The organism is Acinetobacter chinensis (assembly GCF_002165375.2).
GTDB classification, from domain to species: Bacteria; Pseudomonadota; Gammaproteobacteria; order Pseudomonadales; family Moraxellaceae; genus Acinetobacter; species Acinetobacter chinensis.
Genome location: NZ_CP032134.1, coordinates 183,182 through 198,104, shown reverse-complemented (window position 1 = coordinate 198,104; position 14,923 = coordinate 183,182). Strand labels below are relative to the sequence as shown.

Below are 14,923 nucleotides of genomic sequence, written 5' to 3'. Positions count from 1 at the left end.
GAAGAACAACTTGTTGTGGATTCTTACCAATCGTCAATCTTTCGTTAAGGAGGTGATCCAGCCGCAGGTTCCCCTACGGCTACCTTGTTACGACTTCACCCCAGTCGTCGGCCACACCGTGGTAAGCGTCCTCCTTACGGTTAGACTACCTACTTCTGGTGCAACAAACTCCCATGGTGTGACGGGCGGTGTGTACAAGGCCCGGGAACGTATTCACCGCGGCATTCTGATCCGCGATTACTAGCGATTCCGACTTCATGGAGTCGAGTTGCAGACTCCAATCCGGACTACGATCGGCTTTTTGAGATTAGCATCCTATCGCTAGGTAGCAACCCTTTGTACCGACCATTGTAGCACGTGTGTAGCCCTGGTCGTAAGGGCCATGATGACTTGACGTCGTCCCCGCCTTCCTCCAGTTTGTCACTGGCAGTATCCTTAAAGTTCCCACCCGAAGTGCTGGCAAATAAGGAAAAGGGTTGCGCTCGTTGCGGGACTTAACCCAACATCTCACGACACGAGCTGACGACAGCCATGCAGCACCTGTATGTAAGTTCCCGAAGGCACCAATCCATCTCTGGAAAGTTCTTACTATGTCAAGACCAGGTAAGGTTCTTCGCGTTGCATCGAATTAAACCACATGCTCCACCGCTTGTGCGGGCCCCCGTCAATTCATTTGAGTTTTAGTCTTGCGACCGTACTCCCCAGGCGGTCTACTTATCGCGTTAGCTGCGCCACTAAAGCCTCAAAGGCCCCAACGGCTAGTAGACATCGTTTACGGCATGGACTACCAGGGTATCTAATCCTGTTTGCTCCCCATGCTTTCGTACCTCAGCGTCAGTATTAGGCCAGATGGCTGCCTTCGCCATCGGTATTCCTCCAGATCTCTACGCATTTCACCGCTACACCTGGAATTCTACCATCCTCTCCCATACTCTAGCTTCCCAGTATCGAATGCAATTCCTAAGTTAAGCTCAGGGATTTCACATCCGACTTAAAAAGCCGCCTACGTACGCTTTACGCCCAGTAAATCCGATTAACGCTCGCACCCTCTGTATTACCGCGGCTGCTGGCACAGAGTTAGCCGGTGCTTATTCTGCGAGTAACGTCCACTATCTCCAGGTATTAACCAGAGTAGCCTCCTCCTCGCTTAAAGTGCTTTACAACCAAAAGGCCTTCTTCACACACGCGGCATGGCTGGATCAGGGTTCCCCCCATTGTCCAATATTCCCCACTGCTGCCTCCCGTAGGAGTCTGGGCCGTGTCTCAGTCCCAGTGTGGCGGATCATCCTCTCAGACCCGCTACAGATCGTCGCCTTGGTAGGCCTTTACCCCACCAACTAGCTAATCCGACTTAGGCTCATCTATTAGCGCAAGGTCTAATGATCCCCTGCTTTCCCCCGTAGGGCGTATGCGGTATTAGCATTCCTTTCGGAATGTTGTCCCCCACTAATAGGCAGATTCCTAAGCATTACTCACCCGTCCGCCGCTAAGATCAGTAGCAAGCTACCTCTCTCCGCTCGACTTGCATGTGTTAAGCCTGCCGCCAGCGTTCAATCTGAGCCATGATCAAACTCTTCAGTTTAATACTTGCTAGCACCTTAAAGGGTGCCAATCTTGGCTCATCAATTTTCTGACAAATTCTCTCAAATAAACTTCGAGTAATTTAAACCATTCAATCAATGAAAATAATTTCGATCGATCAATCAGTAAAAATCCACACAAGTTGTTCTTCATATTCTCTTAATGATCTTCTCAATGCTTCGTCAGCATCAAGCTAGGTCGGCTATATTACTCTGAATCTCTTCAAAGTCAACATGTAATGTAAATTATTTTAAACTTTCTTTCTAAAACCCAACTTAACCATTCTATGCTAAGCTACTGTTTTATCAGAAGTTTTAATCTTCATCACCGCCGATGGATGTGCATTCTACAGTATTTCAGAGCAGACACAACCCTATTTTTAAAATATTTAAAACGGGTGTTTATATTTCAAACCACAAAATAACTAAACAACTGTTTTACAATGTATTTTTATTTAAAAATATTTAATCCTGACTTAAATACGCCAGAATCATTAATGTTAATTCTTTCTTAAGTTGTTGTTCTGAAATAAGAAAACTATTGTTTGAGACATATCTCATCATAGTGAAAAGTGTGCTGTTGATAATCACAAAGGATTTATTCTTTAAAGTTTCGAAGTTCCAGTGCTGAAAAAATCGGTTAAAAACATATAAACCAACCTCAAAAAAGTGTTTTTCCAGAATCTGAGCTGCTTCAGAGTTGTTATAACCATGCCAGTGTTTCAGGATTTCTATAAAGAAACCATCATCTGCTTTCATCATGTCAAATCCGAACTGAATACTAAGTGGAATGATTTCTTCAAGCTTCAGCTGCTCCTGAGCCGTTGCCAGCTGTTTCAGAGCCAGCCCAAGATTTTCACTTTTACGGCGCAGGAGTTCCTGAACGATTTCTTCTTTATTTTCGAAGTACTGATAAATAGAGCCAACACTGACACCTGATTTTTCAGCAATTTTGGGTGTGGTTACCTGTAACAACCCATGTTCTGCAATACAGAGCTGTGTTGCTTCAAGGATATTGTCCACGATCAGTCGTGCCCGCTTCTGTTGTGGCTGTTTTCTCATGGTTATGCCTGTTGTGATATGCGAATTGAATGCGAATAAATATTCATATTAAAGTCTGATCAAACAATAATCAGGAATTGATCACAATGCAAACATTAAACAGACCCAGCCGACTGGCTGCATTTGAAGACATCCCTCAGTTCAGTCTGAAATCAAAAATTTTAAGCTATATGGCTGATCAGGAAGTTTCTCCCAGTTTTGAAGAATATCAGGCATTGAACCGCGCTCTGCAAAGTGGTGATGATGCTATGGATACTGTCATGCAATGGGTCGTTCAGAATCCAAAAGAGCATCGGCAGTATTTTGAAACGGCGCTGTATAAGGGTTTGGATCAGTTACCTCATGAAATGCCGGTACTGACTGATTTTTTCAGAAAAGTTGAACAGAAACCGGAATGGTACGATCAGCAGAAAATTGATGATGCTCTCAGGTTTACTTACCGACTCGGGGTCAATAATGGTTTCATTCTGCGTGATCTGTCCCTGATGACAGGCTATATGTATCCAGGATTCAACCAGCCACTGGTGCTGACCGGGGCACTGAAAAAGCAGGCCGGCACACGGCTTGCCGAAACCACAAAATGGTGGATTGATATCACTGAAGAAAAAGGTTTTGAGCGTTTCAACAAAGGCTTTACATCCACCATCTATGTCCGGTTTATTCATTCACTGGTGCGCTACCATCTTGGAAAGTCTGAAAAATGGGATGCCGACACCTGGGGCATTCCTATTAATCAGTTTGATCAGGCCATGACCAATATTGCTTTCAGTGGTGTGGTGCTGATTGGAATTCGGGCACTTGGCATTTTTCCTTCAAAGCAGGAAGTCGACAGTTTTCTGCATTTCTGGAAATATGCAGGCTGGTTAATGGGTATTGATGAAAAATGGCTGGTGAATAAAGAGTCTGATGGATGGAAGCTCATTTACTGGATGCATTTCGCCCACCCCAAGTCTGATGAATCAAGTGTTTCACTGGGATCGAGTCTTTCCAAAGAACCTTTTGAACGGCAATACCGCTATATGCGACCGTTGCAGCAGAAACTGGCTTACAGACAGCACCTGGAAGTGACTCAGTTTTTTATTGGACGTAAAAAAATGCGCCAGCTGGGTTTAAAACAACGCCCTGCTGCATGGTTTGCATACTATCTGATCGCCCGTAATCTGCTGCTTTATACAGGTGCGCGCCACTCAAGCAAAATAGATGATTTTTTACTGAGGAACGGGCGTAATGTTCAGAAGTTAGGACTGGCTCTGTACAGCAGTAAAGCCAAACAACTTGCAAGCATGCACCAGCACTGATCCACAGATTAATTTTTACAGTTCCACTGAAAATTTCAGTCACCGATCCTGATGATTTTTATTATTCCACCCATAAAAAAAGGAAACCCGCAGGTTTCCTTTTTTCAGATCAGAAGGATAGTTCAGGGATGGTGTGATGCATGAGCTTCTGAAGAAGCCTGTTCCTGATGAGCCTGTTCTGTCTGCTTCATGACAGGTGCATTTTTAAAACTCTGCTGCGTATATTGCTGTTTATGACTTGGCATATATTCCGGATCATTGGTGATTGCCAGCCAGAAAAAACCCATAAAGATACAGCTCAGAATAATGGCAACGATGAGCAGTTTCCAGCCCCATCCCGATTTTTCAGGGGATAACTTATTACTTGAATGACTCATATTTAAACTCCTGTTCAGTCTGTATCAACTTAGAATTTCATGCTGATTCTTGCCCAGTAGTTACGACCGGTATTGTTGAACTGTTCATTGCTGGCAAAGCCAAAACCTGAACTGCCTGCTTTATTTAAGTGCTCGGTATAGGTTTTATCCAGCAGATTATCTATACCAACCGCAAGATTAAGATCTTTCTGAATGTTATAGCCTGCATTAATGGAAAGTGTGCTGAATCCTGCACTTTCTTTCATGTCATAACCAACAATCGTACCCTGATTCAGACTGATACGATCCTGTTTTGCCACCGCACGCCATAACAGCCCCAGCGAGTATTTATCCTGAACATAACGTAAATTCAGACGTCCTTCCAAAGGAGCGATCTGTGGCAATGGATCATTTGTTTCGCTGTTTTCACCCCAGGCATACATGGCACTGATATCTGCCTGAACTGCATCTGTAAACTGATAGCCCACACCTGCTTCAGCACCGGCAATCACAGCATCCACATTTTTTGCTCCTGCACTGAATGTAGAACCATGACTGTGCCCCATACCCGTCGAATGATCGTGATAACTCATCAGAATATAGTCATTGATCAGACCTGCATAAGCCGACACCCATGAATTGAACGCACCGTGTTCATGCTGATAACCCATATCAAGCTGTAAGGTTTTTTCAGTATCCAGGTCATTGAATGCCGGTTCTGGCATTCCGCTGTTGCCATGTGCTGTACTGAACAGCTCCCAGTAATCAGGCACCCGCTCTACATAACCCAGACCGATATATGTTTTTGCATCGTGATGGGGATGCTGATTTTCCAGACGGATAAAAGCACTCGGTAAGGTTTCCTTACGCTCATCATTCAGTTTCAGCGCATCAATTTTGACCTGATCTATACGAGCCCCAGATACCAGTCTGTAATTTTCAGACAGCTGATAGCCCAGGTCTGCAAAAGCACCATAGGAATGGTATTTCATATTGGTACTGAGCGGCATATTCATCGCATGCGAAGTCATACTGCCGGCATGATGATTCTGTTGTGAATCCACACCAGTGATCAAATCCACTCCATTCCACTCAGTCGTCATCGCCAAGCGTGAGTTCAGTGTACGGCGTGTCACCTGCATGGAAGACTTATCCAGATACATGGTATGCAGAGTATGGTCATGCTTCATTTCTGGCTGACGCAAACTGAAATTATCCATCACATGATCATTAAAACTGTAGTTGACCTGTGCTTCAATTTTCTGAATCGTTTCAGTAATATTTTTCTTTTCAAAACGCAGTCCCAGACTTTCACGGGCAAACTGTGAACCATCCATGGAACGCCCTGCATACAGTGCCTCACCATCACCCTTACCGCCTGTCAGCTCTACCCAGGTGTTATCATCAGGTGTCCAGCCCACTGCAAGATCTGTATTCCAGCGTTCCCATGCCGATGGGACTGTTTTCCCATCACCATCCTGATAACTGTCCGACTCCGAATGGTTTGCATTCAGACGGATGTATTTCTGGTCATCTCCTGCCAGTACTTCCACGTTGTGGTCCAGTCGCCCGAATGATCCGAGCAGTACACTGGCTTGCCCCTGTACAGGCTGATGTTCTTTAAATTCAGGCTTCTGACGTTCAAAAATAACCGTGGCAGCAGAACCCGTACCAGCGTACTGCACCGTCTGAGGACCTTTGATGACTGAAATACGGTCAAAACTTTCTGGCTGAATATAAGAAGTCGGTGCATCCATCCGGCTTGGGCAGGCACCCAGACTCTCCGAACCATCCGTCAGAATTTTTATACGGGAACCGAACATGCCGCGAAACGTAACATCACCGTTGGTTCCACCATTTTTCACTGCACTGAAACCCACAATACTCTGCAGATAATCTGCACCATCCGTTGCTGGAACCGGCTGAATCGGCTTTTTCGGATCAGCACGGACAATCAGCCCACTGGCATCATTTCCCTGCTGAGCAGTGGTGACAATAGGTGCCAGGCTGGCAACCGCCCTGTGGGACTGATCATTTTCAGCATCAGCAAATGCCACACCTGAATGACAGGCAATAAGAACTGCAGCCGTCAGTGGCTGTAAAAGGAATACTGGCTTAGCCATATCAATTTCTCTCAATACATAAATACAACGGGACAGGAGTCATTCAAGACCCTGAAAAACAACAACCGGATTTATGCAGAAAGAGGTGGTGCCCTACCCTGAGGAAGCAGAAACAGCCGTTGCAGCACGAACCAGACATGACTGAATGTTTTCTGAAATGCAAGCAGACGCACCTGAATGCGATCAAGCACTTCTTTGACTTCAAGCTCTGGTGGCAGTACAAGGTTTCCGTAAACAGTACAGTACTGACACTGATGCCCTGCATCATGATGATGGTGTTCAGAAGCAGCTTCAGACTCATGCTGTACAGAAAGATCAGCATGATCACGGGTTGAAGACACAGCAGAATGAGCTGCATGATGGGAATGCGAAACAGAAGAATGACTGTCAGGTTTCAGTAAAAGTGCACGCGTAATGGTTTCACAGACCGGAGCAACCTGATATTGCTTCGGCAGCAAAGGCTGTAAAAATACAGCAATCTGTAAAAATACTGCTGCAAATGACAGCAGTAAACCACTACGTAACAGCAAAATAACAGTCCTGCAATTTGCGCAGCGCAAGTATAGCAAAGCCCAGACAGATCTGGGCTTTTGCACTTACAAATTTGTAAATTTTACTGCTCAGCGTTTCACAGCAACTTTTTCTTTCTGACGCTGACGAATAACTTTTTCGACCTTTTCACGGGCACGCTGACGTTTTAAAGGCGACAAATAATCGACAAACAGTTTGCCGTTTAAGTGATCCATTTCATGCTGGATGCAAACAGCGAGAAGTCCGTCTGATTCCATCTCAAATGATTGACCTTCAAGGTTAATTGCCTCAATTTTTACACGTGACGGGCGCGCAACTTTATCGTATATTTGAGGCACTGATAAACAGCCTTCTTCGTAAGGCTGTGTTTCTTCAGTCAATGGGGTAATTCTGGGGTTAATGAACACCATGGGCTGGTCTTTATTTTCAGACAGGTCCATGACGATAAGCTGAATATGCTGATCAACCTGTGTAGCGGCTAAACCGATGCCTGGCGCTTCATACATGGTTTCAAACATATCTGCAGCAAGCTGACGGATTTCATCAGTAACTTCTTCGACAGGTTTTGCAATGGTACGAAGACGGGGATCAGGAAAACTTAAAATAGGTAATAAGGCCATACTGCATCCTCACTTATGCCATTGATCAAAAAACCAGAATGAAGGAATGCTTCATCAAAAAAATGTGTGTAAGATCGTTATTATAACGCATCTGCATACATAATTTTAGGAATTATGATAATGAAAAAGGTTTTGAAGGGCATGCCATCTTTTAATGCTCTGGGGTTAAAAAAACAATTATTAGCGCTTGCCGTCTGCGTCAGCGTTGGAGCTGGCATGGTCAGCGTTGCTGAAGCTGCGCCAGCCAGGAACGTCAATCCACCCGCATTGAAAGCAGGAGCACCACAGGTTTATGTGGTGAAAAAAGGCGATACGCTGTGGGATATCTCGAAGCGGTTTTTAAAAAATCCTGTTCGCTGGCCTGAAATCTGGGCAAGTAACAAACATGTAAAAAACCCACACTGGATTTTTCCTGGCGACCGCCTGCTGATGTGTACCTATAACGGCAAACCGATTATCGGTAAAGATGAAGGTGATGGCTGTGAAGGTATTATCCGTCGCTATACCGGTGGTACCAAACTGCAGCCACAGGTTCGCATTGAATCACTGAACAATGCCATTCCAGTTATTCCACTTGAATACATCAAACAGTGGCTGGAGCGCAGTACCATTATTCCTCAGAGTGCCATTGAAGGAACACCATACATTCTGGGTACCAGTGATCAGCGTGTAATGGCTGCCAAAGGTCAAACTGTCTACGCACGTGGCAACGGTCTTGTTGCAGGTCAGCGTTACTCCGTTTACCGTGAAGGCGAACCGTACATGTTCACTGACGCAAAAGGTAAAAAATACAATGCAGGTCTGGAACTGACTCAGGTTGCATCAGGTATTGCCATCCGTGGTGAAAATGACATCACCACCATTGAACTGACCGATACCTATAATGGTGAAGTCCGTCGTGGTGACCGTGTACTGCCTGAATACGACCCAATGCTGCCGACCCTGTTCTATCCAACGCATGCTGAAGATATTGCCGCTGGTGGTCAGATTGTCCGTGTGATGGGTTCTATTGGAACCGCTGCGAAAAACAGTGTTGTAACCATTGACCGTGGTACTTTACAGGGCGTTCAGGTTGGACATGTGCTTGCCGTTTCCCAGAAAGGCGAAACTGTCACAGATCCAAAAACACATGAACGTGTTCAACTGCCAGGACAGCGCATTGGTAACATCATGGTTTTCAAAGCCTTTGATAATCTGAGCTATGCATACGTACTGGACAGCGAATTACCGATCAAAGTCGGGGCAGGTATCCAGCCACCGCTGATGGACGAATAACCTTTCGGAAGTCATAAACATGCTGAACCCTTTATCACAAGCGCAGATTGAAACAATTACCTTGTGGTATCTGGTTCAGCATTCTCTTTCTGCTTTTTATAAACTGAAACAGCATTTTGGCAGTGTCCACCTAGCGACCACCCCCAAGGGTCTTGCGCAGTGGTCCCAGCTGAATCTGCATAAAAATCACATACAGCGTGTACAGGAATTTCAGACTGACGCTGGACAACAGAAATTTGCAGAACTGCTGCAGAATATTCAATCCCATACAGATTTTGTTCTGATCCCTGAATCCACCGACTATCCTGCTCAGCTTCTTCCTTATACCAACCCTCCGCCCATTCTGTTTGGACAGGGAAATGCTCAGGCCTTGCTGCAACCTCAGATTGCAATCGTCGGCAGTCGCAAACCCAGTCCTCATGGACGTCAGATTGCCTATGATTTTGCCTTTTATCTGAGCGAAAAGGGTTTTTATATCAACAGTGGACTGGCTCAGGGTATTGATGAAGCTGCCCACAAAGGCGGGTTGCAGCACCAGCGAACCATTGCGGTCATGGGGACAGGACTGGATCAGACTTATCCAACAGCACATACCCTGCTCAGACAGCAGATTACTGAACAGCGTGGTGCGGTCATCACAGAGTTTTTACCTGGCACACTTCCACTTCAGCAGCATTTTCCACGGCGTAACCGCATTGTCAGTGGACTAAGCCTGGGCGTCATCGTGGCAGAAGCCAGTCTGAACAGTGGCTCACTGATCACAGCTCAACTTGCCGCTGAACAGGGCAAAACCGTATTTGCCATACCTGGACATATTTACAGCGAATTTCATCAGGGATGTCATCAGCTGATCCGTGAAGGTGCAATCCTGATTGACCATCCTGAACAGGTGATTGAGGACCTGGCACTGCCTACCCAGTGGATGGTGCAGCAAAAGAAAGAGACCAGCACGGTTCCAGAAACACCTGTCCTGCCTGAGCATCTGATTGCTTTATACCAAACCCTGGACTGGAACGGACTGAACATGGATCAGCTGGCAAACAAACTCAGTATGGATATTTCAACACTGACTGGTCAGCTGATGGAACTGGAGCTTCAGGGGATGTGCATTCAACAGAGTGGATTATATCTGCGTTGTCGTCAGGGTCATTTAGGTTCACAATAGTCCTTTATTTTTTTAAGGCAAGATCCCATGATCACCACCTCTGTTGTTGAAGCTGCTCAATGTCTGCATAAAGGACAGGTTCTGGCATATCCTACAGAGGCTGTATGGGGACTGGGCTGTGACCCTTTCAATGAACAGGCATTTCACGAGATTCTTCGTCTTAAACAGCGTCCCATTGAAAAAGGCGTCATTCTGCTTGCTGCACAGATTGCACAGGTAGAACCTTTGCTGAAAGATCTTTCTCCTGAAATGTACGAACAGGTGATCAACAGCTGGAGCAACCGTAAACCGAATGAGCGTGCCACCACCTGGCTGTTGCCCGCAGGTGAGCATATTCCTGCATGGATTAAAGGCAATCACTCAAAGGTTGCTGTACGCGTCACTACACATTCGCTCTGTGTCGCGCTCTGTAATGCCTTTAATGGATTTATTGTTTCGACCAGTGCAAATCCTGCCGGACTTGAACCTGCACGCTCCCTTCAGGAAGCCAGCCGCTACTTTTCAGGCGATATGAATTATCTGAACGGTGATCTGGGGCTGAGCCGAGAACCCAGCAGGATTATTGATGCTGAAACAGGTGAGGTGATCCGCGCATAATACGGATTATTCCAGTACATACATGAGCAGTCAGATGAATTTCATCGACTGCAAGCCACTTCCGAAACATGCTGTTCAAGAAATAAAAAATAATCAAAAGAAGCAGCTGTAATTTACAGTACAAATATTCAGGCAAAAAAAAACTCAACCATAGAAGACTGGTTGAGCGTTAAAAAGGATGTGCAAAAAACACATCCAGAGGGTCTTTAAATCCACCAGACAATAAGCTGATTAGTTAAGAAAAACTTAATCATTGCCTGTACGGACATTATGTAACAAATGCTTTCTTTATACAAATACAATATTTATGTAATTCACTTAAAAAATTAGACAGACTGTCATCATTAAAATTTAACAATTAAATATATATCACTATTTTATTAAATTATTTTATCTATATTCAGTTTTATAAAATGCCAGTATGCACATTAAATCACCAGACTCAAAATAATGTAATTTTCAATCAATTGTTCATCAATTATACAACTACTGTTCGCTCTACCCAGCCTAGAGACATCAGTGTCGTTTCTGGGCGAGTAAAATCCCTGCAACAATCACGATTCCACCCACAGTGTGATAGACCGTCCATGCTTCTTTCAGCCAGAAAAAAGCAATAATCGCAGTGAAAACCGGCATCATGTTCATAAAGATACTGGTCCGGTTCGGTCCGATCCATTGCACAGCGAGCATCCATAACAACGGCGCAATCAATGATGGAAAAATACCGGCATAAATCACACTGGGAGCATTCTCTGCATTGACCGTATCCAGCCCCATCCATAACACGAAAGGCAGGTGGTACAGCAGTGCAAATCCAATCTGTACATACAGACTCTGCATCAGAGGAATTTTCAGCTGCCACTTTTTCAGAAATACGCCATAAAATGCATAAAAGAAAACAGCAGCAATCATCAGCACATCACCCAGATGCCCGCCTGACTGAACCAGTGCCGTAATATCACCCTGCCCCATAACATAAATCAGACCTGCAAAAGAAATCAGACTGCCCACAACTGCATAACGGTTTGGAATATCTTTTAAGATCAGCATGGACACAAAAATGGTAAATACAGGAATAAAGGCATTGATAATGCCCATATTGGTTGCAGTCGTATAATGTGCTGCTGTATATGCCACGCCCTGATACATTACCATTCCGAATGCGCTCAGAACAGCAAGCTGTTTCAGATGTGGACGGATATCTGCCCACTCCTGAATCACCCGAAACAGCATAAAAGGCGTAAGAATCAGAAAAGCCACCAGCCAGCGGTAAAAACTGATACTGACAGGAGAAATATAGTCTGTTACATAGCGGGTCACAGCAATGTTCAAAGACCAGATCAAAACGGCGAGCAGCGGTAAGGCGATCATCCACCAGGCTGTTTTAATAGGTTGCGTCATGTTCGTTCCTGTCATTTTCAGTCATGCTATTTTCCCTCAGGTCTGAGATGTTTGAAATATGGTATTTCAGACATCTCTACTGCAAATACGACACATGCATAACTGAAAATCTGTCATCAGATAAATGTATCCCAGCTTTTCATGGCATGCTCAGCCACCCGATTCAGCTGTTCAATCGTGGCCCCATCTCTTGCCTGTAAGGTCATGCCCTGAATGATCGTGGTATAAAAATCTGCCATAGCCTCTATTGGGCTGTTCGGACTTAAATCCTGATCCTGTATGCCCTGTTGCAGACGTTCATAAATACGCTGTTTGACCCAGTGCCGTTTCTGTAACAGCTGCTCCTGAATCTGATGGTTCTGCTCGGAGCAGTTCATGGTTGCCACCACAAGCATGCATCCTGCCGGTTTATGTTCCTGCACCATCTTTTTAATATTTTCATGCAGATAGATTTCAATGGCGATTCTAGCAGTTCGGGCTTCCTGGAAAATCCTTTCAATCGGACAGGCTTCAGTGGTCAGATAATAGTCCAGGCAGCGGTAGAACAGCTGACTTTTATCCCCAAAACTGCCATACAGACTGGGCGCGGTAATGTTCAATGCCTGAGTCAGATCACTGATACTGGTTGACTCATAACCATATTCCCAGAACAGCAGCATGGCTTTGTGCAGTGCCTCCTGCTCATCAAAACATCTGGGTCTGCCACGACCACGGCGAACAACAGGATCGGTATGTCCTGAAACAACTTTGTCTGATTCTGTCATAAACATCACACATATTTTTATAACAATTACTATTAAATTAATTGACACGGATGAAATGATCAAATATTTTATTTTTATAATGATCGCTATTTAATTATTCAAACAAAATACCTGAATATGGAACCTGATTATGCCAATCTCTCCCAACAGTCAGAACAGCGAAATACGCTCTGAAGCTCCCCCCACCACAAAGGGCAGCTGGTATGCCCTGCTTTCTGTCGCCATTACCGCTTTTGCCCTGGTCACCAGTGAGTTTCTACCGATTGGTGTACTGAACAGCATTGCCTCAGATCTGCATATTTCAGCAGGAACGGCGGGTCTGGTGATTACGCTACCTGGCATTATGGCAGCCCTTGCCGCCCCCCTGTTACCCGTGTGGATCAAAGAACTTGACCGTAAATATCTGCTGATCGGACTGACTGTCATTATGGTGATCGCCAATCTGATGACTGCTTTTTCCACGAGTCTGTCCATGCTTCTGTTCAGCCGTTTTATACTCGGTATCGCCATTGGTGGTTTCTGGGCAACCGCCATTGCTCTGAGTGGAAAACTGGGACCACAGCATCTGCCGATTGCTAAAGCCACTGCCATTGTCATGGCGGGTGTTACGCTTGCAACAGTACTCGGTGTTCCTCTGGGGACCTGGTTAAGTGAATATTTTGGCTGGAGGAATGCCTTTCTGCTGACAGCCATTATTGGTGCTGTGGTCCTGTTGCTGGAACTGATTTTCCTGCCTGCACTGAAACCGGATTCAGCCATCCATTTCCGTGATCTGCCTGCCTTACTGAAAAATAAAAAAGCCCGTAAAGGATTGATTATTATTATTCTGGTCGGACTGGCACACTTTTCATCCTTCAGTTATCTGGCTCCATTTTTTAAAAATACTGCAGGGTTTGACAGCTCCACCATCAGCAGTCTTCTACTCCTGTACGGTGTTGCAGGTATTTTCGGTAACGCTTTTGCCGGCTACAGTGGCAACCTGAATGTCCGTTATACCTTTGCCTTTATCTGCCTGCTCTTTGCCATTGTATTTTTCAGCTTCCCTGTGTTTGCCGTTTATCTGCCCGGTGCACTCATACTGACCGCACTGTGGGGTTTTGCATTCGGTGCATTCCCAACAACAGCCAATATCTGGATGTTTGTGCATGCGCCTGATGCCGTTGAAAAAGGGATGCCGCTGTTTGTCGGTTTCTTCCAGGTCATGATTGCCACAGGGTCATTACTGGGCGGCTATGTCGTGGATCATTTCAATGCAAGCATCCTGCTCTACAGCGTGCTCAGTTTTATTCTGATCGCAGTACTTTCAATATTTACATGGTCACGTGGTCTGAATAATCCTAAAATGGAATGCACCTCATAGCCGATCAGTCCGCCATGCAGAATAATGTTGTGCTTAAAGATCTGATGGAAATTGAAGAATTTCATTTTCACAAAGATGAAACCATCACCCCACACAGCTGTCTGTGGGGCGATTTCAATTTCAGTCTGAATGGTCTGCTCGAGTTTTCAATCGGATCTCAGGTCTTTATGTCGCCACCCAGTTATGGCATCTGGATTCCACCCCGGACAGAACACTGCAGCATTGCCGTGGATACCCAGCTGACCCATTACATCTGTATCCGTCTACATGCCTCGCTGTGTCATTTATTCAGCCAGGACAGCAAAACCCTGAGCATTACCCCCTTCTTAAGACATACCGTGATGGAACTGCTGGCTCAGAAAAAAGCAGGTTATCCTGTTGCACACTACCAGCAGCATCTGCTTCAGGTGCTGATGGATCAGCTGCAACTGGCACCCTGTCATCATCAGTATTTACCACAAAGCAGTCATGCAGTGCTTGAACCCATACTGAAACTGCTGTCCGATCCTGAAAAGTTTAATCTCAGCCTGCAGCAGTTACTGGGTACTTTTCCTTTGAGCGAACGACATATTTTAAGACTCAGCCAGCAGGAGCTGCAGATTCCGATTTCTGAATGGCGCAACCGGGCAAAAATTATTTATGCCATCGGACAGCTGCGTAAAGGCATCAGCATCAAGAAAACGGCCTATGAACTCGGTTATCAGCACAGTTCGAGTTTTATTGAATTTTTTAAACGGCACACGGGGCAGACTCCCTCTCAGCTTCACGAAAACTGATGACAGCACGGTTAT

The 14,923-nt window shown here is 45.3% G+C and carries 13 protein-coding genes and 1 rRNA gene; 6 read left to right on the top strand and 8 right to left on the bottom strand.

Annotated elements, in window-relative coordinates; genetic code table 11:
• Nucleotides 1-45 precede the first annotated feature (45 nt).
• Both CDG60_RS01715 and CDG60_RS01705 read right to left on the bottom strand, forming a co-directional pair.
• A 16S ribosomal RNA gene (locus CDG60_RS01715) occupies nucleotides 46-1,582 on the bottom strand.
• Nucleotides 1,583-2,045: 463 nt separating this feature from the next.
• Nucleotides 2,046-2,642: a TetR/AcrR family transcriptional regulator gene (locus CDG60_RS01705; protein WP_087514168.1), complete on the bottom strand. Its 597-nt coding sequence runs from the start codon at nucleotides 2,640-2,642 to the stop codon at nucleotides 2,046-2,048.
• A gap of 86 nt (nucleotides 2,643-2,728) precedes the next feature.
• Between CDG60_RS01705 and CDG60_RS01700 the strand changes: the two genes are divergently transcribed.
• On the top strand, nucleotides 2,729-3,940 hold the full coding sequence (locus tag CDG60_RS01700) for an oxygenase MpaB family protein (protein ID WP_087514169.1): 1,212 nt from the start codon (nucleotides 2,729-2,731) through the stop codon (nucleotides 3,938-3,940).
• Nucleotides 3,941-4,062: 122 nt separating this feature from the next.
• On the opposite strand, the gene CDG60_RS18365 is transcribed toward CDG60_RS01700, so the two are convergent.
• The 4 genes from CDG60_RS18365 to def form a co-directional block, all read right to left on the bottom strand.
• Nucleotides 4,063-4,317, bottom strand: a complete 255-nt coding sequence (locus CDG60_RS18365; protein WP_087514170.1) for a hypothetical protein — start codon at nucleotides 4,315-4,317, stop codon at nucleotides 4,063-4,065.
• Between the two features lie 29 nt (nucleotides 4,318-4,346).
• Nucleotides 4,347-6,419: a TonB-dependent copper receptor gene (locus CDG60_RS01690; RefSeq protein WP_087514171.1), complete on the bottom strand. Its 2,073-nt coding sequence runs from the start codon at nucleotides 6,417-6,419 to the stop codon at nucleotides 4,347-4,349.
• Nucleotides 6,420-6,490: 71 nt separating this feature from the next.
• Nucleotides 6,491-6,949, bottom strand: a complete 459-nt coding sequence (locus CDG60_RS01685) for a DUF2946 family protein (protein ID WP_087514172.1) — start codon at nucleotides 6,947-6,949, stop codon at nucleotides 6,491-6,493.
• A 90-nt stretch (nucleotides 6,950-7,039) separates the two neighbouring features.
• On the bottom strand, nucleotides 7,040-7,570 hold the full coding sequence (gene def, locus CDG60_RS01680) for a peptide deformylase (RefSeq protein ID WP_087514173.1): 531 nt from the start codon (nucleotides 7,568-7,570) through the stop codon (nucleotides 7,040-7,042).
• A gap of 120 nt (nucleotides 7,571-7,690) precedes the next feature.
• Here def and CDG60_RS01675 point away from each other — a divergent pair, with 120 nt between their 5' ends.
• The 3 genes from CDG60_RS01675 to tsaC are packed head-to-tail and all read left to right on the top strand — an operon-like array spanning nucleotide 7,691 to nucleotide 10,607.
• Nucleotides 7,691-8,845 carry a LysM peptidoglycan-binding domain-containing protein gene (locus CDG60_RS01675; RefSeq protein ID WP_087514174.1) on the top strand — a complete coding sequence of 385 codons (1,155 nt, stop codon included), beginning with the start codon at nucleotides 7,691-7,693 and terminating at the stop codon, nucleotides 8,843-8,845.
• Between the two features lie 19 nt (nucleotides 8,846-8,864).
• Entirely contained in the window at nucleotides 8,865-10,010 is a 1,146-nt protein-coding gene (gene dprA / locus CDG60_RS01670) for a DNA-processing protein DprA (protein ID WP_087514175.1), read from the top strand.
• Nucleotides 10,011-10,037: 27 nt separating this feature from the next.
• Entirely contained in the window at nucleotides 10,038-10,607 is a 570-nt protein-coding gene (tsaC, locus tag CDG60_RS01665) for an L-threonylcarbamoyladenylate synthase type 1 TsaC (RefSeq protein WP_087514176.1), read from the top strand.
• Between the two features lie 516 nt (nucleotides 10,608-11,123).
• Here tsaC and CDG60_RS01660 read toward each other — a convergent pair.
• Nucleotides 11,124-12,008, bottom strand: coding sequence for a DMT family transporter (locus CDG60_RS01660; protein ID WP_087514177.1), 885 nt, complete (start codon nucleotides 12,006-12,008; stop codon nucleotides 11,124-11,126).
• Between the two features lie 116 nt (nucleotides 12,009-12,124).
• Complete coding sequence (locus CDG60_RS01655) at nucleotides 12,125-12,772, bottom strand: TetR/AcrR family transcriptional regulator (protein ID WP_087514178.1); 648 nt, start codon at nucleotides 12,770-12,772, stop codon at nucleotides 12,125-12,127.
• Between the two features lie 130 nt (nucleotides 12,773-12,902).
• Here CDG60_RS01655 and CDG60_RS01650 point away from each other — a divergent pair, with 130 nt between their 5' ends.
• On the top strand, nucleotides 12,903-14,132 hold the full coding sequence (locus tag CDG60_RS01650; protein ID WP_087514179.1) for an MFS transporter: 1,230 nt from the start codon (nucleotides 12,903-12,905) through the stop codon (nucleotides 14,130-14,132).
• A gap of 14 nt (nucleotides 14,133-14,146) precedes the next feature.
• Nucleotides 14,147-14,908 carry a helix-turn-helix transcriptional regulator gene (locus CDG60_RS01645; RefSeq protein ID WP_087514180.1) on the top strand — a complete coding sequence of 254 codons (762 nt, stop codon included), beginning with the start codon at nucleotides 14,147-14,149 and terminating at the stop codon, nucleotides 14,906-14,908.
• Nucleotides 14,909-14,923 lie beyond the last annotated feature (15 nt).